The sequence below is a fragment of the Mesorhizobium sp. RCC_202 genome (assembly GCF_041355295.1).
Lineage (GTDB): Bacteria > Pseudomonadota > Alphaproteobacteria > Rhizobiales > Rhizobiaceae > Mesorhizobium.
Map to the genome: position 1 here is coordinate 1 of NZ_JBFUPO010000021.1, position 21,684 is coordinate 21,684.

The window sequence follows — 21,684 nt, forward strand, 5'->3', positions numbered from 1 at the left end:
CGTCGAACGCGGCACTCCGTGGAGCAAAAGTCCGCCAGCAAACCACACCGCCTGAGCTAATGGTTGCGCTTCTCCCCATGAACGGGAGAAGGAAGAGGGGTCAGGCAAACGCGCCGTGGCAGTGCTTGTATTTCTTGCCGGAGCCGCAGGGGCAGGTCTCGTTGCGGCCGACCTTGCCCCAGGTCGCGGGGTTCTTGGGATCGCGGTTTTCCGGTGCGACCACTGCCTCCTGCCGTACCAGAAGCGCCGTGTCACCACCCTGGAAGTCGTCCTCGCCGGTGGTGCCGTCGATATGGCTGCCGAACATGTCGGGCGCCTGGGGCGGCGGCGCTTCAGCCGCCTCGCGCACAAGCTCGACGCGCATCAGCTGCGCGGTGACGGCCTGTTCCAGATTGCCGAGCATGGCCTGGAACAGCTCGAAGGCTTCGCTCTTGTATTCCTGCAGCGGGTCGCGCTGGGCATAGCCGCGGAAACCGACGACCGAGCGCAAATGGTCGAGATTGACGATGTGCTCGCGCCACAGATGGTCGAGGGTCTGCAGCACCACCGAGCGCTCGACATAGGTCATCACGTCGGGGCCGAAGCGGTCGGCTCGTTCCTTGGCGGCAGCGTCTGCAGCCGCAGTGATACGCTCGCGGATATCGTCCTCGGCGATGCCCTCTTCTTTGACCCAGTCCTCGACCGGCAGGTCGAGATTGAGGTACTGCGCCACTTCATCCTTGAGGCCGGCGACGTTCCACTGTTCGGCATAGGCGTTTTCGGGAATGTTCTTGGCGACGATATCTTCGATGACGCCTTCGCGCATCTCGGCGATCGTCTCCGTCAGACCTTCGCCGTCCATCAACTCGATGCGCCGCTGAAACACCGCCTTGCGCTGGTCGTTGGAGACGTCGTCATATTTCAGCAGGTTCTTGCGGATGTCGAAGTTGCGGGCCTCGACCTTCTTCTGCGCCTTTTCCAGCGCCTTGTTGATCCAGGGATGGATGATGGCCTCGTCTTCCTTGAGGCCGAGCTTCGTCAACATGCCGTCCATGCGCTCGGAACCGAAGATGCGCATCAAATCGTCCTGCAGCGACAGGAAGAATTTCGAGCGGCCCGGGTCGCCTTGACGGCCCGAACGGCCACGCAACTGGTTGTCGATGCGGCGCGATTCATGGCGCTCGGTGGCAAGCACGTAGAGGCCGCCGGCGGCCAGCGCCTTTTCCTTCAGGCGCTCGATGTCGGCATGGATCGCCTTTTCGCGCGCCTCGCGCTCAGGGCCTTCCGGCATGTCGCCCAGTTCGTCGGCGATGCGCATCTCGGCGTTGCCGCCGAGCTTGATGTCGGTGCCGCGGCCGGCCATGTTGGTGGCGATGGTGATGGCGCCGGGCTTGCCGGCCTGGGCGACGATCGCCGCCTCGCGCTCGTGGTGGCGCGCGTTCAGCACTTCGAAATCCTTGAAACCTTCCTTGCGCAGGCGCTCGGCCAGCTGCTCGGATTTTTCGATCGAGGTCGTGCCGACCAGCGTCGGCTGGCCCTTGGCGCGCGCTTCCTTGATTTCCTTGACGATCGCTTTGTATTTCTCCTCGACCGTACGGTAGACCTCGTCGTCCTCATCCTGGCGGATAACCGGCAGGTTGGTCGGGATCTCGGTGACTTCGAGGCCATAGATGTTGCCGAACTCCTCGGCCTCGGTCAGCGCCGTGCCGGTCATGCCCGACAGCTTCTTGTAGAGGCGGAAGTAGTTCTGGAAGGTGACGGAGGCCAGCGTCTGGTTCTCGGGCTGGATCGCCACATGTTCCTTGGCTTCGAGCGCCTGGTGCAGGCCTTCGGAATAGCGACGCCCCGGCATCATGCGGCCGGTGAACTCGTCGATGATGACGATCTCGCCGTTGCGGACGATATAGTCCTTGTCCTTCTGGAACAGCCGGTGCGCCTTCAGCGCGTTGTTGACGTGATGGACGATGGCGACGTTCTCGACGTCGTAGAGCGACTCGCCCTTCAGCAGGCCGGCATCGCGCAGCAGGTTCTCCAGCTTCTCGGTGCCTTCCTCGGTGAAGATCGAGGTCTTCTGCTTCTCATCGATCTCATAATCCTGCGGCTGCAGCTGGATGATGAAGGTGTCGATGGTGTTGTACATTTCCGAACGGTCCTCAAGCGGACCGGAAATGATCAGCGGCGTGCGCGCCTCGTCGACAAGAATGGAATCGACCTCGTCGACGATCGCGTAATTGTGGCCACGCTGCACCATCTGGGCGCGCTCGTATTTCATATTGTCGCGCAGGTAGTCGAAGCCGAGCTCGTTGTTGGTGGCGTAGGTAACGTCCGCGGCATAGGCGACACGCCGTTCCTCGTCCGACAGGCCGTGGACGATGACGCCGACAGAAAGACCGAGGAACTTGTAGACGCGGCCCATCCATTCGGAGTCGCGCGTGGCGAGATAGTCGTTGACGGTAACGACGTGGACGCCCTTGCCGGCGAGCGCGTTGAGATAGACCGGCAAGGTGGCGACCAGCGTCTTGCCTTCGCCGGTGCGCATCTCGGCGATGCCGCCATTGTGAAGCACCATGCCGCCGATCAACTGTACGTCAAAAGGCCGCATGCCAAGCACGCGGCGGGCCGCCTCGCGCGCTGTCGCGAAGGCCGGCACCAAAAGATCTTCGAGCGAAGCGCCGTTGGCGATGTCCTGGCGGAATTTTTCCGTGCGCCCCGCAAGCTCGGCGTCGGACAACGCCCGCATCTCGTTTTCCATGGCGTTGATGGCTTCTACCCTTGGCCGGGTCGACTTGACGCGGCGATCGTTGGAAGAGCCGAAAACCTTACGGGCGAGACCGCCGAGACTGACCATCCAATGGTCCTTTCGATAGCATTCTTGGTCGTTGCGACAGGTGCCGGGCGGCCCCATCAAATCCGCGTGAACGCGGACAAACGCAAAAAGCGCCCGGAAAACGGTTCTGGACGCCAAGTCGATGGACAGATAAGAGGGGGCTCAATCGATGTCAACGCTGCGTTAGCCCTATGGGCAGCGCCAAATTCCGCCACAATCCGACTGATCTGGAACCCTTCCGCTCCCACGATCCCTATTGGCAATCCCCATTGGAGTTATCTTGATGTCCTTGTCGTTCCGCCGTGCGTCGCTTGCCAGCCTTGGTCTGGCCTTCGGGCTCTCGGCTCTTTGCCTGTCGCCGCTGATGGCGCAAGAGACCGCGCCCGCGCCTGCCCAACCGGACGCCGCCGCGCCCGCGGCCGCACCGGTCGATCCGAATGCCGTCGTTGCCACCGTCAATGGCGAGAAGCTGACCGAGGCCGACCTTCAGCTTGCCGAGGGCGAGCTGTCGCAGCAGTTCGCGCAATTGCCGCCGGAACAGCGCCGCGCCGCCGCACTTTCGGCCGCGATCGAGATCCGCGTCATGGCCAAGAAGGCGATCGATGCCGGGCTCGACAAGGATCCCGACTTCCAGCGCCGCATGGCTTTCCTGCAACAGCGGGCGCTGCATGGCGAGGTGGTCGAGAAGGAAGTCGTCGCCAAGGTGACCGACGCCGATGTTCGTGCCCGCTACGACCAGGAAATCGCCAACACGCCGCCGGTCAACGAAATCCACGCCCGTCACATCCTCGTGAAGACGAAGGAAGAGGCCGACGCGATCATCAAGCAGCTGGATGGCGGCGCCGATTTCCAGAAGCTCGCCAACGAGCACACGAGCGACCCGAGCGGCAAGACCAGCGGTGGCGACCTCGGCTGGTTCGGCCCGGGACAGATGGTGCCGGAATTCGACAAGGCAGCCTTTGCGCTCGACGTCGGCAAATACTCGAAGGAGCCGGTGCAGTCGCAGTTCGGCTGGCACGTCATCAAGGTCGAGGACAAGCGCGCCAAGCAGCCGCCGGCTTTCGACGACGTCAAGGATCAGGCCAAGCAGGCCGTCATCCGCGACAAGTATTTCGCCATGGTCAAGGATTTGCGCGCCGCGGCCAAGGTCGAAATCCCGGACGAGAAGCTCAAGAAGGACATCGATACGCTGGAAAGCAGCAAGTAATCGATCGCCGACCGACTGTTCTTAAGAGGGCGCCTTCGGGCGCCCTTTCGCGTTATGAGGCCTGGGTTATTCCGCGCACCACGTAGCGGACAGCGGTGCGGATCGTCGCCTGGTTCTCGTCGAGGCGGTTTGTCAGCAAATGCCGCCAGGCGTAGGAGGCGATCAGGTCGGCGACGATTTCGGCATCGACATCGGCCGCTACCTCGCCACGCGTCTTACCGCGCTCGACGATGCGGCCGGTATGGCCGCGGCGAGCTTTCGAATAGTCGGCAAGTGCTGCAGCCGCTGCCGCGTCGGATTGCGCCTCGGCGACGAGCGAACGGAAGACATTGCCCGACGGCGTGTCGCGCCAATGGGCGAACAGGTTCCCCAGGAAGCCGACGAGATCGTCCTCGATGTTGCCGGTATCGGGCGTCTCGACGCGCTTTTGCCGTTGATAGACTTCGATCAGCAGCGCCGCCTTGCTCGGCCACCAGCGATAGATAGTCGGCTTGCCCGCCCGGGCGCGGCGCGCCACGGCCTCGATCGAGAAGCCGGAATAGCCTGCCTCGCGCAGCACCGCTTCGGCGGCCTCGATAATGGCGTCGGCGCTCTCGGGATTGCGCCTGGCGCCGATCGATTTGCGCCCCGGAGCGGCGTCCTCGCTCATGTTGTCGTCCTTAGCCGGTGAATCTCTCGCCAATCTTATTGGCTTCGGAACGCAAACGAAACGGACCGGTTCAAAGTTGCCGAACCGTTTATGCCGTGCATTGGGCGCGGCCAGAACGCCCCTTGCGCGGCGGCGCGCTATCGGGCAAACCGGCCCTTCTCCGCTTTTATTGCCGCTCCGGGGTCCCGATGTCCGCTACGATTTCGCCGCTCGCACCGAAGAAATATCCCAAGATGCCGGTCATCGAAGGCGTGCGCATCGCGACCGCCGAGGCAGGCATCAAATACAAGGGCCGCACCGATCTGCTGGCCATGGTCTTCGATCCGGGCACCACGGTCGCCGGGGTCTTCACCAAGTCGAAATGCCCATCGGCGCCCGTGGATTACTGCCGCCACAACTTAGCCGCCGGCAAGGCGCGCGTGCTGGTGGTCAATTCAGGCAACGCCAATGCCTTCACCGGCAAGAAGGGCATGGCTTCCACGGCACTGACCGGCGAAGCGGCGGCGAAGGCCGCGGGATGTTCCGACAGCGAAGTCTTCCTGGCCTCGACCGGCGTCATCGGCGAGCCGCTCGACACGACGAAGTTCAGCCATCTGCTTGCCGGCCTGGTCAAGGACGGCAAGCCGGATCTGTGGACCGAGGCGGCCAAAGCCATCATGACCACGGACACCTATCCGAAGGTGGCGACGGCGATTGTGAAGCTCGGCGACACCGACGTCACCATCAACGGCATCGCCAAGGGTGCCGGCATGATCGCGCCCGACATGGCGACGATGCTCTCTTTCATTGCCACCGACGCGCCGATCGCCGCCCAGGTGCTGCAGGATCTGTTGTCGCGCGGCACTGCCAAGACCTTCAATGCCGTCACCGTCGACAGCGACACCTCGACCAGCGACACGCTGCTTTTGTTCGCCACCGGTAAGGCCGCCGCGCGCGGTGCGCCGGCGATCAGCGACCCGAAGGACGCCCGGCTCGGCGCATTCCGCCGTGCGCTAGGCAAGGTGCTGAAGTCGCTGGCGCTGCAGGTCGTGCGCGACGGCGAGGGTGCGCGCAAGCAGGTCGAAGTCACCGTCACCGGCGCCAAGTCGGCACGCTCTGCCAAGCGCATTGCGCTCTCGATCGCCAATTCGCCGCTGGTCAAGACGGCGGTAGCCGGCGAGGATGCCAATTGGGGCCGCGTGGTTATGGCGGTCGGCAAGGCCGGCGAGCCGGCCGACCGCGACCGCCTTTCGATCTGGTTCGGCGACAATCGGCTGGCGCATGAGGGCGAGCGCGATCCGGCTTACTCGGAAGAGGCGACCTCGGCCTATATGAAACGTGACGACATCCGCATCGGCGTAGATATCGGCATCGGCCGCGGCAAGGCGACGGTGTGGACCTGCGACCTCACCAAGGAATATGTCGCCATCAACGGCGACTACCGGAGCTGATGGCGCCGGTGTCCAGGCATCCGGCAAGTGTGCTTGCGGTCGTGCGCCGCTACGAAGCGGCGGGCTTTCGCGCCTGGCCCGCGGCGGCCGTCCATTATGACGGGACATGGGTGGTGCGGCTGACGGCCGGGCTCCCGGCCAAGCGGCTGAATTCCGTCAACCCGCTCGATCCGGGCGACACCTACGCCATCGAGGAACGCATCGGCCGCGCCGCCCGACGTTTCGACGCTTATGGCCGACCGCTGACCTTTCGCATGTCGCCGCTGTCGGGCCAGGTGCTGTCCACGCATCTCGACAAAGCGGGCTGGAGCATTTTCGACGAATCGCTGGTGATGCGACTGCCGCTGAAAGACGCCGAGCTCGGCGCGGCCATGGACCAGATACCACTCAAGGATATCAGTCGTTTCATCGGCGCGTCGCTCAGGACCAGCGGGTCTGACGCGGCGCTGCGACCCGGCCTGTCGGAAGTGATCGGCGCCATCCAGCCCGAGGCGGGCTTGTTCGCGCTCGAAGACGGCAATGAGCCGCTGGCGACACTGATCTGCGTTCATGACGGCGACCTTGCCGGGTTGTTCGAAGTCGCGACTGAAAAGTCGGCTCGCAAGAAGGGCCATGGGCGCAACCTCATCCTGTCGGCGCTGAAATGGGCGCGACTGCGCGGCGCTCGTGAGGCGTGGCTGCAGGTCGAGGCCGGCAATGTCGCGGCGCTGTCTCTCTACCGCGCGCTCGGCTTCGAGGAGGTCTACCGCTACCATTATCGGCGGCCGCCCGGCGCATGAGCGAGGTCAAGCCAACCGGAAAGCGCCTGCTCCTGGTCGCGGCCTGCGCGCTGGTCGATGCCGACCGGCGCGTGCTCCTGGCGCAGCGCCCGGAGGGCAAGCAGCTCGCCGGCCTGTGGGAATTTCCCGGCGGCAAGGTCGAGCCCGGCGAAACGCCCGAGCAATGCCTCGTGCGCGAACTGCAAGAGGAGCTCGGCATCGAGACCGAGATCCCATGCCTGGCGCCGCTTACTTTCGCCAGCCACAGCTACGATGATTTCCATCTCTTGATGCCGCTATATGTCTGCCGCCGCTTCCACGGCATCGCCCAGCCCAGGGAAGGGCAAGGGCTGAAATGGGTCCGGCCCCGGCAGATGCGGGATTACCCGATGCCGCCGGCGGACGCGCCGCTCATTCAGTTCCTCATCGACCTTTTGTGACCTGCCTGTTTCAGGCAGCGTTAATAGAAGATTTATCTCGACGTGGAAAATTGAGCGGGCCGTTGGCACGGCAATATCGTCGTTTCGGGACTGGGGATCCACGCCATGAGCCTTGAAAGAGACTGGGACTCGGTCCGGCCTGACCGCGGCTTTCGCGCCGTGGACGCCGGCATGGGCATCTTGCGGATCACGCTTCTTTTCGGTTCAGCCGCGGTGGCGCTGGCGCTGATTGCAGCGCCTTTCCTTGACAATCAAACGCGGCCGCAGACCGCTCGGGACGGCTTCGCCGGCGGGCTCGACATGACCGCCACGGGATCGATCGGCCACCGCGATACATACACGCTTCGCCGCAGCGTCTTGCAGCCTTTCCCCAGCTCGATTTGCGTCATCCGCAATGACGGCAGCCGCAGCGGCGAGTGCTGAATAGTTAATGATTTTTTGGGACAGGGCCGTTTCACACCCCGTTAAGCTTTTGCTGTTAACCTTTCTTAACGGGTGGGACATTAGAATTTCTGCATGAGGGATTCGTTGTCATGAAAAACCTGCTGCAGCAATTCGTTAGAGACGAAACGGGCGCCACGGCCATCGAATACGGCCTGATCGTCGCGGTGCTGTCGCTTGCCATCGTCGCGGGCATCGGCCAGGCAAGCAGCGCGATCCAATGGCTGTTCAGCGACAACAACAGCAGGCTGGCTCAGGCATTCAAGTGATACGGTCAACTCGGGCCGGAATCTTCAAGAACGCTTTTCAATGAAACCTTGGCCGATCCAGGCTTGAGCGGCTTTTGCTGCGAGGCGTCGGGCGCCCAGCCTGACATCCAGACAATCGAAAAGCTTGCGCGGACGCGGCCATCAGGGTCGGAAAACCGCTCGGCGTAGATCTCGGCGGCGCGCGCAAACAGCCGCCTCGTGCCCGGCCGCCGGCTGCGGTCGATGAGCGGGCTGGTTTCGCCCATGGCGCGCAGATCGGCGGCAAGATCGAACAGCGAATCGTAGCGCACGGTCACCGTCTCGACATCGGCCACCGGCAGCGCCAGGCCGGCGCGCTGCAGCAACGCGCCGGCATCGCGGACGTCGGTGAACGGCAGCACGCGCGGGCCGGCGCCGCCGTAAAGCTCGGTTTCGGCCGCGAGCAGGCTTTCGCGCAATTCGGCGAGCGTGCCCGTGCCGGCGAGCGCGCCGAGGAAAAGGCCGTCGGGTTTCAGCACCCGGCGGATTTGCGCGAGAACGCCGGGAATGTCGTTCATGGCTTGCAGCGAAAGCAAGGACACGACGAGATCGAGGCTTTCGGCCTCGAATGGCACTGTCTCCGGCGGCGTCACGATGCCCGCTGCACCGGCCAGAAACGTCCCGTCCGCCTCGACGCGCACGATTTCGGTCACCTTGCCGCTCGCCGCGAGCACTTCCGCCGCCGCAGGGGTTTGACAGAACAGCGTCGCCGCTTTGCCGAACCGCCGCTCGACGGCGCCCAGCCTGTCGGCGAGGTCGTCGGCTGTCCGGCGCATCAGGAAATCGGCGCCCTCGACGGGGCGGGCAAGCGCCCGACGCTTGTGCGCAAGCCAGAGCTCAGTGTCGATCAAGGACTGCACGGCGTGGGTTCCTGTTGTCCGCGCCTGCCGCATTGGTGTTATGCTGGCGCGGGGTTTCATTCACGTGGCCGATCCGGTGCCCAAGATCAAGACCATCGCGCTGAAGGAGATGACGCGGCAGGCGCTGAGCTGGCCGGCTCGCCTGTTGTTTCCGCCAGTCTGCGCCGGCTGCCGGCGCCATGTGTCGCAGCCCGGCGTGCTCTGCGGCGCCTGCTGGCCGAAGCTCCGGCTCCTGGAGAAACCCTGGTGTCCGGTGATGGGCACGCCTTTCACGCATGACATGGGCGAGGGCTTTCTCTGCGCCGAGGCGATCGCCGATCCGCCGCCTTTCGAGCGGGCACGGGCCGCTGTCGTCTATTCCGGTGTCGCCCGGCAGATGGTCCAGGGGCTGAAATACCAGGACCGCACCGACCTCGCGCCGTGGATGGCGCGCTGGATGATGCGCGCCGGCGCCGAACTGATTGCGGAAGCCGATGTGGTCGTGCCGGTGCCACTGCACTGGCGACGCTTCTTTCGCCGGCAGTTCAACCAGTCGGCCGAGTTGGCGCGGGCGGTTTCGAAGCTCGGCGACCTGCCGTTCTCGCCGTCCGCGGTGCGGCGCGTGAAGCTGACGCGCCAGCAGGTGGGACTGGAACGGCATGAGCGCGAGGAGAATGTGCGCGCCGCTTTCCGTGTTTCGCCGGAAGCCGAGATCGAGATCGCCGGCCGCCGCGTGCTCGTCATCGACGATGTCTACACCACGGGCGCCACCGTGCGAGCCCTCGCCAAAGCGCTGAAAAAGGGCGGCGCCGGGGCGGTCGACGTGCTTACCTTCGCACGTGTCCTGCCGGGGGACTTCCGGGCCGATGAGTCCGTGACTATATAGGTTGAAGTTGTTGTTCAGCTGCATGTCGTTTTCGCTCACCCATTCGGCGGCATGCACAGGCAGGATTGCCGACCGATGGTCGATGTGACGATTTATACCCGTATGATGTGTGGTTACTGCACGGCCGCCAAGCGGCTGCTCGACCGCAAGGGTGTAACCTATACCGAGCACGATGCCTCGTTCTCGCCGGAACTGCGCCAGGAAATGATGTCGCGGGCGCGTGGGCGAACCACCTTTCCGCAGATTTTCATCGGCGACACGCATGTCGGCGGCTGCGACGACCTCCATGACCTGGAGTCGCAGGGCCGGCTCGATCTGCTGCTCGCCAACGGGAGATAACAATGGGACCTTTCAAGGCCGCCGCCGTTCAAATGCGTTCGGGCACCAGCCCGGAGCGCAACGCCGCCGACATGGAGTTGCTGGTGCGCCAGGCCGCGGGCCAGGGTGCGACCTATGTGCAGACACCGGAAATGACCGGCGCGCTCATCCGCGACAAGCAGGCCGCAGTCTTCGCCACCGAGGACAAGGACGTCGTCGTCGCGACTGCGCGCAGGCTCGCAAAGGAACTCGGCATTCATCTGCATATCGGCTCGACGGCGATCCTGCGCGCCGACGGCAAGCTCGCCAACCGCGCCTTCCTGTTCGCGCCCGATGGCTCCGTAGTCGCCGGTTACGACAAGATCCATATGTTCGACGTCGATCTCGACAATGGCGAGAGCTGGCGCGAATCCGCCTCCTACGAGCCGGGAACGGAAGCAGTGGTAGCCGATATCCTGGGAGCGCGACTGGGTTTTGCCGTGTGCTACGACCTGCGCTTTCCGCAACTGTTCCGCGCCGAGTCGATGGCCGGGGCCAATGTGCTGACGGTGCCCGCCGCCTTCACGCGCCAGACCGGCGAGGCGCATTGGCATGTGCTCTTGCGCGCCCGCGCCATCGAGAACGGCGCCTATGTCATCGCCGCGGCGCAAGGCGGACTGCACGAGGACGGGCGCGAGACCTATGGCCATTCGCTGATCGTCGATCCGTGGGGCCACATCATCGCAGAGGCGCCGCACAACGAACCCGGGGTGATCATCGCCGAGATCGACCCGGCGCAATCGCCCGCGGCGCGCAGAAAAATCCCCAACCTCAAGAATGCGCGCGACTTTGCCGTCAATGCCGGCGAGGCGACGCGTCTCAGAGGTGCAGCCTCTTGATCCGCTTTTCCCTGATCTGCGAACACGAGCACGAGTTCGAGGCCTGGTTCCGCGGCAATGACGACTTCGACAGCCAGAAAAAGCGCGGCTTCGTCGACTGCCCGAGCTGCGGCTCGCACAAGGTCGAGAAGGCGCTGATGGCGCCGGCCGTCTCGACCTCGCGCAAGCAGGAGAAGGTCGCCTTGGCCATGGGCGAGGCGCAAAAGCAGGCATTGGCGCAGCTCAAGGCGCTGGCTGAGAAGGTGCGCGAGAACGCCGACTATGTCGGCGACAAATTCGCCGAGGAAGCGCGCAAGATCCATTTCGGCGAGACCGATCAGCGCGGCATCTATGGCGAGGCGACGCCGGAAGAGGCGCAAAGCCTGGCCGAGGACGGCGTCGAGTTCATGCCGATCCCGAATTTCCCGGAGGACCGGAACTGAGTTCGACGGCACGTCGAAACAGTTTGATGGGCTAGAGCGTTTCACCGTTTCATGGAAACGGCGAAGCACTCTAACTCTTTGTTTTGACGCAATTCCGGACGGAAAACCGCTCACACTTTTCCTGGAATTGCTCTAACCCATACTGTCGATCAGCTTGGCGAGCAGATCTGCCAGTGTCTCCCGCTCTGCAGCGGTCAGGCCGGCAAGAATTGCGTGCTCATTGGCGACATGGGCGGCAAGCGCTTCGTCGACCAGCGCCAGCCCTTTGGCGGTGAGCTGGACGACGATGCCACGCCGGTCGCTCGGATGCGGCGCGCGCTGGATCAGGCCGGCCTTTTCCAGCCGGTCGAGCCGGGCGGTCATGGCGCCGGAGGTGACCATCGTCGCCTCGTAAAGGTCGGTCGGCGTCAGCGCGAAAGGGGCGCCGGAGCGCCGCAATGTCGCCAGCACGTCGAATTCCCCGGCCTGCAGCCCGAAGCGCGCAAAAACGGGCGTCAACCGATCGCGCATAATGATTGTCGAAACCTCGTTCAGGCGCCCGATGACGCCCATTGGCGACACGTCGAGGTCCGGCCGTTCCCGGCGCCACTGTTCGAGAGCTTTTGCCGCGCGATCCATATATCTCACCCAAAAGTATCTTGACGTAAAGAATCGTTCTATTATGTTACCTCAAGACAGGATGATGGCCAAGGCGGCTGCAGGGGACGACTGATGAAATTTCTCTGGGATTCGGCGATTGGCCTTTTGGTGGTGACGGGCGGGCTGCTTGGCATGACGCTGCCTTTCGGCAAGCTAGCGTCCGCCGTTGGCGTACCGGCCATGGTCTGGGCTTTCGTCATCTCGCTTGGCGCCGGCGGCGTGCTGTCGCTGGCGCTGTTGCTGCGCGGCGAACGCGTACGGCTGACGCCGCACAAACTGCGCTATTTCTTCATCACGGCGGCGATTTCCTACGCGATCCCCAATCTCTTGATGTTTTCCGCCATCCCGCATCTCGGCGCCGGTTACACCGGCATCATGTTCACCTTGTCGCCTGTCGTGACCCTGGTGTTCTCGATCCTGCTCGGCGTCAGGCGGCCCAATCTGCTCGGCGTCGTCGGTATCGCCGTCGGCTTCGTCGGCGCCGTGATGGTCGCGTTTACACGTGGCGAGGCGGGCCAGCCGGCCGATTATTTCTGGGTGGCGATCGGCCTGCTGATCCCGGTCAGCCTGGCCGCTGGCAACATCTACCGCACCGTCGACTGGCCGGAAGGCACCGGGCCGATCGAACTCGCCGTCGGCAGCCATTTGGCGTCGGCCACGCTGCTCCTCATTGGCATTCTGACGCTGTTGGGCTGGCACGCCTTCGCTCCGCTCGCCGGCGTGCCGCTGGTGGTCATCGCGCAAGTTGCCTCGGCCTCGGCGATGTTTGCCTTCTTCTTCCGCCTGCAGGCGGTCGGCGGCCCGGTCTATCTCAGCCAGATCGGTTACGTCGCGGCGGCCGTCGGGCTGTTCGCCGGCACGCTCTTCCTTGGCGAGCACTATCAGCTGCTGACTTGGGCAGGCGCCGCCATCATCACCGCCGGCGTGTTCATCACCACCAAGGCGCAAAGCCAGGTCAGTGTGAAAGCGCAACGCCAGGCAGCGTGAGTCCTTTGGTCTTGCGCCTTTCAAGCCGACGGTTTTTGTAGCCTGGGCCAAGCAATTCCTCTGTCCTCGAGACAGGGAGCTTCCTATTCTCGAATAGGATGGTGTCGCATCGCGTACCCGCCACGCAGCGTGCCGGCCGGCGCAACAGGAGGAAGCGATGTCGACAGAAGGCCCGGTCAGCGTTGCCGACTTCCGTGCGGCCATGCGGCTCATCGTCGGCAATGTCAGCGTGATTACCGCGGGCGTCGGCGATGATCGCTCCGGCCTGGTCGTCATCTCGGTCGTGTCGCTGTCGGCGGAGCCGCCGAAGGTGATCGCCTGCGTCAACCGCTCGTCGTCGACCTGGCCGGTGATCGAGCGCTACCGGCATTTCGGCGTCAACTCGCTCGGCCCCCAGCATCAGGCCGTCGCCGAGCGTTTCTCCGGCTTCGGCGGCATCAAGGGCAAGGACCGCTATGAAGGTGCCGAATGGACGACGCTGAAGACGGGTGCTGCGTTGCTGGCCGATGCTGTCGCCGCCTTCGATTGCAGCCTTGACGAGATGATCGACCGTGGCACGCACTCCATCGTCATCGGCTCGGTCGAAGCGGTCCGAACCAAGGATGCCGGCCAGGCGCTGATCTATTGGCGGGGCGGCTATCGGCCGCTGGATGCCTAGGTGGCGGCGATATTCAGATGAATCTCAACAGTCCCTTGGGCAAGCTTGCAGAAAGAGCGATCAGACCGATCCCTTTTCCGCCAACACCATATAGTTGACGTCCATGTCTCTGGACTTCTGCCAGCGGTCGGCCAACGGATGATAAATGACGCCGGTGCGGTCGATGACGGTGAGCCCGGCAGCACCCAGCGCCTTCGCCAGCTCTTCAGGGCGCACCAGCTTGCCAAATTGGTGGGTGCCGCGCGGCAGCCAGCGCAGGACGTACTCGGCGCCGATGATGGCAAGCCCAAGCGCCTTCAGCGTGCGGTTGATAGTGGCCACGAACATGATGCCGCCGGGACGCACCATCTCGCCGCATTTGGCGACGAACAGGTCGACATCGGCGACATGCTCGACGACTTCCATGTTGAGGATCACGTCGAAGGCCTCGCCGGCATCGGCCAGCGCCTCGGCGGTGGTGGCGCGATAGTCTATGCTGACCCCGGATTCCGCGGCATGCAGCTTGGCGACCTCGATGTTGGTGGCCGAAGCGTCGGCGCCGACCACTTCGGCGCCGAGCCTGGCCATCGGCTCGCACAGCAGCCCGCCGCCGCAGCCGATGTCGAGGAAGCGCAGCCCCTCGAAAGGCCGGGCCGCGCGCGGATCGCGGCCGAAGCGCGCCGCCACCTGGTCACGGATATAGGCAAGCCGCACCGGATTGAATTTGTGCAGCGGCCGGAACTTGCCGTTCGGGTTCCACCATTCGGCGGCAAGGGCGGAGAAGCGCTCGACTTCTCCGGCATCGATGGTCGATCGGCGGGGCTCTGGCATGGGCGGGTCTCCTCGGCCGTGGGGAAGACAAAGAACGCTAGGAAGTCGGGTCCCAAGCAGCGAAAGTCAAGGCAGGTTTTTGCGGCTGCCGCCGCACGCCCATCTTTGTCAGCACATGGCAGCTTGATTGCACCGGCGCTGAAACGGCTTTGCGACATCGCGCGAAAGGGAGGGCATGTTGTCGAAAAAGGAATGCGATCATGCAACCCTCGATCCTCTGGCGCCGTCTCGATCTCGAAGGCCACGACGCCTGCCTGCTTTGCGCAACCGACAACGGTTGGCGGCTTGAGGGACATGCGCTCTTCCTGCAGGACGACCAGCCATGCAGCCTTGCCTACGCGGTGGATTGCGACGCCGGCTGGCGCACGCGCTCAGCGCGCGTCGACGGCTTTCTCGGCGCGCAAACCCTGCGCTACGAGGTCGAACGGCTCGACGACGGCCAATGGATGCTGAATGGCGCGGCGCAGGCGGCGGTCGCCGGACTTGTCGACGTAGACCTCGGCTTCACGCCGGCCACGAACCTCGTGGCGATCCGCCGCTTCGACCTCGCTGTCGGCGCGTCGACCCCTGCTCCGGCAGCCTATCTGGCCTTTCCGGAACTCAAGCTGATGCGTCTCGACCAGACCTACCGGCGGATTGACGAACGGCGCTATGCCTATGCCGCGCCTATGTTCGGCTACGATGCCGTGCTGGAGGTGTCGGCCGCTGGCTTCGTTGTCGACTATCCCGGCCTGTGGCGAAGCGCCGACGCATCGATCCCTTAACGTCCGATTTACCGGGCTGACGGTTTGCCGGGGCGCGACCGCGGTTTGGCATATACATTGCCGGTCTGAGTATCGGGACGGCCTGGTGCGAATCAAAACCCAGATCATTGCCACGTTTTTGAGCGCCGCGGTCTTGATTGGTCTCGTCGGCGCGATCGCAATCGTTTTGCAAATCTCGCAAACCAGGACAGCAGCTGTTGCCGACGCGGCAAGCGTGGGTCGGCAGCTCGCCGAAGCCATCGCCTTCAAAGCTTCTGACATGCCAAGGTCCTTGTTCGCGAGGCCGGGCGCGCTGCGGGATTTCGTCGCCTTGCAGCACAGCGGCTCGAAACGCGATCTCGTCGTTATCGGCCGGGACAAGACCATCCTCGCCGATATACCGGGCGAGGAAGAGAATGTCGGCAAGCCGTTCGATCATGATCGCGGCGACGAAATCCGCCACGTGCTGGACGACGGCCAGCCGCGCGCCTTCGTCGAGGACAGCGCCGATGTGGTCGATCCGATCAATCTTATCGCGGTGCCGATCGAGGATGCGCCCGGCAAGGTCGTCGGCGTCGTGCTTTTCGAATACACGCCCTTGCTGCATGCCGCGCAGAACCGCACCAACGCCATGATCTGGCTGGTCGGTCTGTCGACCGCCGCCGCCATGTTGATTGCCGCGCTTTCCGCGCTCCTGCTGCTCAGCCGTTTCGGCGCCGGGCTTTCGGGCCTCAACCGCGGTATCGAGGCTCTGGCGCGCGGCGACGCCGGCGCCCGCATCGGCGGCGCTTCGAGGGACGAGTTCGGGCAATTGGCAAAAGGGTTCGATGGCATGGCGAGCGACCTCGAAACCTCGCGCCGGCAGCTAGTCGATCAGAAGGCTTACATCGAAGACATCGTGCGCACCGTCGCCGAAGGCATCATCGTCATCGACGCCGAGGGGCGCATCGTGTCGGCCAACCCGGCCGCCGCCGACATTGCCGGACGGCACAACAGCAAGATCAAGGGGCAGGACTGGCGCTCGGTCCTGGAGATGCGGGCAAATTCGGGAGACAGGCTGGCGCCGGGCGCGACGCCGGTCGAGCTGGCGCTTGCCACCGGACGCCGGCATCAAGCCGAGATCCGGTTGGTAAAGCCTGACGGATCGCAGCTGCCGGTGGTGGCAAGCTGCAATCCGCTCAACCGCGCCGGTGGCGGCGTCGTGCTGACGCTGAGCGACATCAGCGAACTGCGCAGCGCCGAGCGGGCGGTGAACGACCGCGCCGAGGAACTGGCGGTGCTCAACCAAGAGCTGCGCGAGACATCGCAGGCCACCAACCGGCTGGTCAAGCTCGGCGAGCTGCTTCAGGCCTGCGTCACCTTCCAGGAGGCATTCTCGGTCGTCGGCTCGGCCATGCCGGATTTTTTCGACGGCTTGAGCGGCACGGTGCATCTGACCAGCGCCTCGCGCAATCTGGTCGAGGAGACGGCGCATTGGGGCGAAATCCGTTCGAGCGTCGGGCAGTTCGCGCCCGAGGATTGCTGGGCGCTGCGCCGCGGCCAGCAGCATGTCGCCGGCCCAGGCATGCTGACGCCCCGCTGCAACCATGTCACCGAGAATGGCGGCCGCGGCTATGTCTGCATGCCGCTGGCGGCACAGGGCGAAACGCTCGGCATCGTGCATCTTTGCGAGCCGAATGCCGCCGATACTCCCGATTGGCTCGCCGCGCGGCAGCAGGTCCTGCGCGGCGTCGTCGACACGCTGGCCCTGGCGCTCGCCAATCTGCGCCTGCGCGAAACGCTGCGTCAGCAATCGATCCGCGATCCCAATACCGGGCTCTACAACCGGCGCTATCTGGAGGAGACCAGCGGTCGCGAACTGCGGCGCATGGAGCGTTCGGGGCAGCCGATGGCGATGATCATGCTCGACGTCGACCATTTCAAGCAGTTCAACGACACATTCGGGCACGAGGCGGGCGATCTCGTGCTCAAGCAGGTCGCCAGCACGCTGCTCGACCACGCCCGGGAAAGCGATGTGGTGTCGCGCTATGGCGGTGAGGAGTTCGCGCTGATGCTGCCGGCGACGTCGCTGGCCGATGCCGCCGAGCGCGCCGAGGCGCTGCGCAAGGCGATCAGGCAACTGCATCTGACGCATCGCGGGCGCACATTGGGCACCGTCACCGCATCTTTCGGCGTCTCCGCCTTCCCGGAACTTGGCGCGTCATGGGTCGAAATCGTCAACGCCGCCGATCGTTCGCTCTATCAGGCAAAGGCGGATGGGCGCGACCGGGTCGTGGCCGGATTGGGCAAGGCCGATCCGGACTGGGACAGTTCCAAAGCCGATAAAAGGACAGGTCAGGCCTGACTGGTGTCGCCTAACCAGCAAGCACGACTTCGGCGTGCCGCATGTCGATCGTCGCGGGATCGATCGCCTGCAGCGCCTCGCTGTCGCCGATCTCGGCCATGATGCGGTCTGCCGCGGCCTGGGCCTGTTTCATGCTTTGCCAGCGCAAAACGTCGACCCAGGTGCTGTCATCGCGCTTGCCGAGATGGCGGCTGAGAAAGCCCGGCTGCCGGGCAAGCCAGTCCGTCATCACCCCGTTGTTGGCGACAAAGCCGGCCTCGGTGCTCGGTTTGAGGCGGAAAGTGACGATTTCCAGGGTCTCGGTCATGCGAATCTCCAAGCGGTGGTTATGGCCGCTTTATCGCATGATCGATGACGGGAATCTGTCAGGATGGTCGGTGCCGGGCCGGTCATGGCGCGGCTCGCTTGCGAAGCCTTGCCGTTTTGGCTAAGGAGGCCGCGCATTTCCGCGCTCGGCTTTGCCGGGCGCTTCCTTCCGTTTCCGGCGAGAAGCCGGCTTCAGTCAAAGGCATTTCGCTTCCATGGCGCGTATCGTGATGAAATTCGGCGGAACCTCGGTCGCCGACATCGCCCGCATCCGCAATGTGGCGCGGCATGTCAAACGCGAGGTCGATGCTGGTCACGATGTTGCGGTGGTGGTCTCGGCCATGGCCGGCAAGACCAATGAGCTGGTCGGCTGGACGCGCGAGGCTTCGCCTATGCACGATGCGCGCGAGTACGATGCCGTCGTCGCCTCGGGCGAGCAGGTTACCGCCGGCCTTTTGGCGATCACGCTGCAGAATATGGGCATCCATGCGCGCTCCTGGCAGGGCTGGCAGATCCCGATCAAGACCGACAACGCGCATGGCGCGGCGCGCATCCTCGATATCGACGGCGCCTTCCTGATCAAGCGCTTCGGCGAGGGCCAGGTCGCGGTGATCGCCGGTTTCCAGGGCATCGGCCCGGACAACCGCATCGCGACGCTCGGCCGCGGCGGCTCCGACACCAGCGCCGTGGCGATAGCGGCCGCGGTCAAGGCCGACCGCTGCGACATCTACACCGATGTCGATGGCGTCTACACGACCGATCCGCGTATCGAGCCGAAGGCGCGCCGGCTGGCCAAGATTTCCTTCGAGGAAATGCTCGAAATGGCCTCGCTCGGCGCCAAGGTGCTGCAAGTGCGCTCGGTCGAGCTTGCCATGGTACACAGGGTGCGCACCTTCGTGCGGTCGTCCTTCGACGATCCCGATGCGCCCGGAATGGGGGATTTGCTCAATCCGCCCGGAACGCTCATTTGCGACGAGGAAGAGATCGTGGAACAGCAGGTCGTCACCGGAATTGCCTACGCCAAGGACGAAGCGCAGATTTCCCTGCGCCGCGTCGGCGACCGTCCAGGCGTTGCCGCCGGCATTTTCGGCCCGCTGGCCGAGGCCAACATCAATGTCGACATGATCGTCCAGAACATCTCGGAGGACGGCAAATTCACCGACATGACCTTTACGGTGCCCTCCGGCGATGTCGACAAGGCGCTGGCCGTGCTCGATCGCCTGAAAGCCGATGTCGGCTATGACGTGGTGCAGTCGGAAGCCGGCATGTCGAAGGTTTCGGTGATCGGCATCGGCATGCGCAGCCATGCCGGCGTTGCCGCCACCGCGTTCAAGGCGCTGGCCGACAAGGCGATCAACATCCGCGCCATCACCACCTCCGAGATCAAAATTTCGATACTGATCGACGGTCCCTATACCGAACTTGCGGTTCGCACTTTGCATTCCGTCTACGGTCTGGATAAGCAGTAGCAAGAAAAGAGTTCGTTGTTGCGTGAGCGCCGGCCGCAGGAGAAACTGCGGCGGGCTCGGTACCCATTGGAGAAGAAGCCGCGATGCGTGATACGGCCAGTGGCCCGCGCGTTCTGCTGAAACGGCTCCGCGAGCTCATGCAGGAGCCGCTGGAGCCGCAGGAGCGGCTTGACCGGATCGTGCGCGACATCGCCTCCAACATGGTCGCCGAAGTCTGCTCGCTCTATGTGCTGCGCGCCGATTCGGTGCTCGAGCTCTACGCCACCGAGGGTCTGAACCCGAACGCTGTCCATTTGTCGCAGTTGCGGCTCGGGCAAGGTCTGGTCGGCACCATCGCGGCCAGCGCGCGGCCGCTCAACCTCTCCAACGCGCAGGAACACCCGGCCTTCGCCTACCTGCCTGAAACAGGCGAGGAGATCTACAGCTCCTTCCTCGGCGTGCCGGTGCTCAGGGCAGGCCGCACGCTTGGCGTCCTGGTCGTCCAGAACAAGACCAAGCGTCATTATCGCGACGACGAGGTCGAGGCGCTGGAAACCACGGCGATGGTCATCGCCGAGATGATCGCCACCGGCGATCTGGCGCGGCTGACCCGGCCGGGGCTGGAGCTCGACCTGCGCCGCCCGGTGAGCTTCACCGGTCTTTCCTTCAACGATGGCGTCGGTCTTGGCCATGTCGTGCTGCACGAGCCGCGCATCGTCGTCACCAATCTGTTCAACGAGGACAGCGAGGAGGAGGTGCGCCGACTCGACCACTCGCTCGGCTCGCTCAGGCTCTCGATCGACGACATGCTGGAGCGCCGTGACGTCGCCTTCGAGGGCGAGCATCGCGAGGTGCTCGAAGCCTATCGCATGTTCGCCAACGATCGCGGCTGGGTGCGGCGCCTGGAAGAGGCAATCCGTAACGGCCTGACGGCGGAAGCGGCGGTCGAAAAAGTCCAGAGCGACATGCGCGCCCGCATGCTGCACATGACGGACCCTTATTTGCGCGAGCGGATGAGCGATTTCGACGACCTCGCCAACCGGCTGCTGCGGCAGCTGATGGGGCGTGGGCCGGAGGATGTCGCGGCCTCGTTGCCCAAGGATGCCATCATCGTCGCCCGCTCGATGGGCGCGGCCGAACTGCTCGACTATCCGCGCGACAAGTTGCGCGGCCTGGTGCTGGAGGATGGCGCCGCCACCAGCCATGTCGTCATCGTCGCGCGCGCCATGGGCATCCCCGTCGCCGGCCAGATGAAGGGCGCCGTTTCGATGGCGGAAAACGGCGATGCCATCATCGTCGATGGCGAGGAAGGCACGATCCACCTGCGGCCGCAGTCCGACCTTGAGGCCGCCTATGCCGAAAAGGTCCGCTTCAGGGCGCGGCGGCAGGAAACCTATCGCGAGCTGCGCAAGAAGCCGTCGCTGACCAAGGATGGCATTGCCGTCGATCTCCTGATGAACGCCGGCCTCGCGGTCGACTTGCCGCAGCTTGCGGAGTCGGGCGCGGCGGGCATCGGGCTCTTCCGCACCGAATTGCAGTTCATGGTCGCCTCGACCTTTCCTCGCGCCGAGGCGCAGGAGCGGCTCTACCGTGACGTGCTCGACGCGGCGCGTGACAAGCCCGTCACCTTCCGCACCATCGATATCGGCGGCGACAAGGTGCTGCCCTATTTCAAAGGCGCGATCCAGGAAGAGAACCCGGCGCTCGGCTGGCGGGCAATCCGGCTGACGCTTGACCGTCCTGGCCTGCTCAGAACGCAGATCCGGGCGCTGCTCAAAGCTTGCGGCGGCCGCGAGCTGAAGCTGATGCTGCCGATGGTGACGGAGCTCGGCGAGATCGCGCAGGCGCGCGAGATCATCGATCGCGAGGTCCGGCATCTGTCACGCTTTGCCCATCACCTGCCGACCAGCCTCAAGCTCGGAGCGATGCTGGAAGTGCCGTCGCTCTTGTTCCAGCTCGACGAGCTGATGAAAGCGGTGGATTTCGTTTCGGTCGGTTCCAACGACCTGTTCCAATTCGTCATGGCGGTCGACCGCGGCAACACGCAGCTTGCCGACCGTTTCGACAATCTGTCGACACCGTTCCTGCGCGTGCTGAAAATGATCGCCGATGCCGGCGACCGCAACCACACGCCCGTGACGCTTTGCGGCGAGCTCGCCGGAAAACCCATATCCGCGATGGCGCTGATCGGCCTCGGTTTCCGCTCGATCTCGATGTCGCCCGCCTCCATCGGCCCGGTCAAGGCCATGTTGACGGAACTTCCGCTGCAGGAGCTGCAGAGCTTCTTCGACGACAATTTGATGGCGCCGAGCCAAAGGCTGCCGATGCGCGCGCTGCTGCAGGCCTTTGCCGACGATCGTTCCATTCCGCTCTAGATTCACGTGAGGG

The 21,684-nt window shown here is 64.3% G+C and carries 22 protein-coding genes; 16 read left to right on the plus strand and 6 right to left on the minus strand.

Annotation, left to right across the window (positions count from 1 at the left end; translation table 11 throughout):
* Positions 1–100 precede the first annotated feature (100 nt).
* On the minus strand, positions 101–2,827 hold the full coding sequence (gene secA, locus AB6802_RS29475) for a preprotein translocase subunit SecA (protein WP_371013739.1): 2,727 nt from the start codon (positions 2,825–2,827) through the stop codon (positions 101–103).
* 262 nt (positions 2,828–3,089) lie between these two features.
* On the opposite strand from secA, the gene AB6802_RS29480 reads away from it, so the two are divergent.
* A complete protein-coding gene (locus tag AB6802_RS29480) occupies positions 3,090–4,013 on the plus strand; it encodes a peptidylprolyl isomerase (RefSeq protein ID WP_371013740.1) in 924 nt (307 codons plus the stop codon).
* A 52-nt stretch (positions 4,014–4,065) separates the two neighbouring features.
* On the opposite strand, the gene AB6802_RS29485 is transcribed toward AB6802_RS29480, so the two are convergent.
* Entirely contained in the window at positions 4,066–4,662 is a 597-nt protein-coding gene (locus AB6802_RS29485) for a TetR/AcrR family transcriptional regulator (protein ID WP_371013741.1), read from the minus strand.
* A 188-nt stretch (positions 4,663–4,850) separates the two neighbouring features.
* Between AB6802_RS29485 and argJ the strand changes: the two genes are divergently transcribed.
* The 5 genes from argJ (at position 4,851) to AB6802_RS29510 (ending at position 8,000) form a co-directional block, all read left to right on the plus strand.
* The gene (gene argJ / locus AB6802_RS29490) at positions 4,851–6,092 is read left to right on the plus strand and encodes a bifunctional glutamate N-acetyltransferase/amino-acid acetyltransferase ArgJ (RefSeq protein ID WP_371013742.1); all 1,242 of its coding nucleotides are present in this window, start codon (positions 4,851–4,853) and stop codon (positions 6,090–6,092) included.
* On the plus strand, positions 6,092–6,871 hold the full coding sequence (locus tag AB6802_RS29495; protein ID WP_371013743.1) for a GNAT family N-acetyltransferase: 780 nt from the start codon (positions 6,092–6,094) through the stop codon (positions 6,869–6,871). The genes argJ and AB6802_RS29495 overlap by 1 nt, the downstream gene beginning before the upstream one ends.
* Positions 6,868–7,290: an 8-oxo-dGTP diphosphatase MutT gene (gene mutT, locus AB6802_RS29500; protein WP_371013744.1), complete on the plus strand. Its 423-nt coding sequence runs from the start codon at positions 6,868–6,870 to the stop codon at positions 7,288–7,290. Before AB6802_RS29495 ends, mutT begins: the two co-directional genes overlap by 4 nt.
* Before the next feature lie 105 nt (positions 7,291–7,395).
* Complete coding sequence (locus AB6802_RS29505; protein ID WP_371013745.1) at positions 7,396–7,713, plus strand: hypothetical protein; 318 nt, start codon at positions 7,396–7,398, stop codon at positions 7,711–7,713.
* Between the two features lie 110 nt (positions 7,714–7,823).
* Positions 7,824–8,000, plus strand: coding sequence for a Flp family type IVb pilin (locus tag AB6802_RS29510; protein ID WP_371013746.1), 177 nt, complete (start codon positions 7,824–7,826; stop codon positions 7,998–8,000).
* 5 nt (positions 8,001–8,005) lie between these two features.
* Here AB6802_RS29510 and AB6802_RS29515 read toward each other — a convergent pair whose 3' ends face one another.
* The gene (locus tag AB6802_RS29515) at positions 8,006–8,878 is read right to left on the minus strand and encodes a methyltransferase domain-containing protein (RefSeq protein ID WP_371013747.1); all 873 of its coding nucleotides are present in this window, start codon (positions 8,876–8,878) and stop codon (positions 8,006–8,008) included.
* A 64-nt stretch (positions 8,879–8,942) separates the two neighbouring features.
* Here AB6802_RS29515 and AB6802_RS29520 point away from each other — a divergent pair, with 64 nt between their 5' ends.
* From AB6802_RS29520 to AB6802_RS29535, 4 genes are all read left to right on the plus strand, one after another.
* Positions 8,943–9,743, plus strand: coding sequence for a ComF family protein (locus tag AB6802_RS29520; RefSeq protein WP_371013748.1), 801 nt, complete (start codon positions 8,943–8,945; stop codon positions 9,741–9,743).
* A gap of 75 nt (positions 9,744–9,818) precedes the next feature.
* Positions 9,819–10,082 carry a glutaredoxin 3 gene (gene grxC / locus AB6802_RS29525; RefSeq protein WP_371013749.1) on the plus strand — a complete coding sequence of 88 codons (264 nt, stop codon included), beginning with the start codon at positions 9,819–9,821 and terminating at the stop codon, positions 10,080–10,082.
* A 2-nt stretch (positions 10,083–10,084) separates the two neighbouring features.
* Positions 10,085–10,939 (plus strand): carbon-nitrogen hydrolase family protein, encoded by an 855-nt coding sequence (locus AB6802_RS29530; RefSeq protein ID WP_371013750.1) that lies wholly within the window; start codon positions 10,085–10,087, stop codon positions 10,937–10,939.
* Positions 10,936–11,361: a DUF1178 family protein gene (locus AB6802_RS29535; protein ID WP_371013751.1), complete on the plus strand. Its 426-nt coding sequence runs from the start codon at positions 10,936–10,938 to the stop codon at positions 11,359–11,361. Before AB6802_RS29530 ends, AB6802_RS29535 begins: the two co-directional genes overlap by 4 nt.
* A gap of 132 nt (positions 11,362–11,493) precedes the next feature.
* Here AB6802_RS29535 and AB6802_RS29540 read toward each other — a convergent pair whose 3' ends face one another.
* Entirely contained in the window at positions 11,494–11,979 is a 486-nt protein-coding gene (locus tag AB6802_RS29540; RefSeq protein WP_371013752.1) for a MarR family winged helix-turn-helix transcriptional regulator, read from the minus strand.
* A 93-nt stretch (positions 11,980–12,072) separates the two neighbouring features.
* On the opposite strand from AB6802_RS29540, the gene AB6802_RS29545 reads away from it, so the two are divergent.
* Both AB6802_RS29545 and AB6802_RS29550 read left to right on the plus strand, forming a co-directional pair.
* Positions 12,073–12,987 (plus strand): DMT family transporter, encoded by a 915-nt coding sequence (locus tag AB6802_RS29545; RefSeq protein ID WP_371013753.1) that lies wholly within the window; start codon positions 12,073–12,075, stop codon positions 12,985–12,987.
* A gap of 157 nt (positions 12,988–13,144) precedes the next feature.
* Positions 13,145–13,645 (plus strand): flavin reductase family protein, encoded by a 501-nt coding sequence (locus AB6802_RS29550; RefSeq protein ID WP_371013754.1) that lies wholly within the window; start codon positions 13,145–13,147, stop codon positions 13,643–13,645.
* Positions 13,646–13,705: 60 nt separating this feature from the next.
* Here AB6802_RS29550 and ubiG read toward each other — a convergent pair whose 3' ends face one another.
* The gene (gene ubiG / locus AB6802_RS29555) at positions 13,706–14,455 is read right to left on the minus strand and encodes a bifunctional 2-polyprenyl-6-hydroxyphenol methylase/3-demethylubiquinol 3-O-methyltransferase UbiG (protein WP_371013755.1); all 750 of its coding nucleotides are present in this window, start codon (positions 14,453–14,455) and stop codon (positions 13,706–13,708) included.
* 200 nt (positions 14,456–14,655) lie between these two features.
* Here ubiG and AB6802_RS29560 point away from each other — a divergent pair, with 200 nt between their 5' ends.
* Positions 14,656–15,219 (plus strand): putative glycolipid-binding domain-containing protein, encoded by a 564-nt coding sequence (locus AB6802_RS29560; protein WP_371013756.1) that lies wholly within the window; start codon positions 14,656–14,658, stop codon positions 15,217–15,219.
* 259 nt (positions 15,220–15,478) lie between these two features.
* A complete protein-coding gene (locus AB6802_RS29565) occupies positions 15,479–17,542 on the plus strand; it encodes a diguanylate cyclase (protein WP_371013757.1) in 2,064 nt (687 codons plus the stop codon).
* 10 nt (positions 17,543–17,552) lie between these two features.
* Here AB6802_RS29565 and AB6802_RS29570 read toward each other — a convergent pair whose 3' ends face one another.
* On the minus strand, positions 17,553–17,849 hold the full coding sequence (locus AB6802_RS29570; protein WP_371013758.1) for an antibiotic biosynthesis monooxygenase: 297 nt from the start codon (positions 17,847–17,849) through the stop codon (positions 17,553–17,555).
* Between the two features lie 214 nt (positions 17,850–18,063).
* Between AB6802_RS29570 and AB6802_RS29575 the strand changes: the two genes are divergently transcribed.
* Both AB6802_RS29575 and ptsP read left to right on the plus strand, forming a co-directional pair.
* A complete protein-coding gene (locus tag AB6802_RS29575) occupies positions 18,064–19,317 on the plus strand; it encodes an aspartate kinase (RefSeq protein ID WP_371013759.1) in 1,254 nt (417 codons plus the stop codon).
* Positions 19,318–19,400: 83 nt separating this feature from the next.
* A complete protein-coding gene (gene ptsP / locus AB6802_RS29580) occupies positions 19,401–21,671 on the plus strand; it encodes a phosphoenolpyruvate--protein phosphotransferase (protein ID WP_371013760.1) in 2,271 nt (756 codons plus the stop codon).
* Positions 21,672–21,684: the final 13 nt, after the last annotated feature.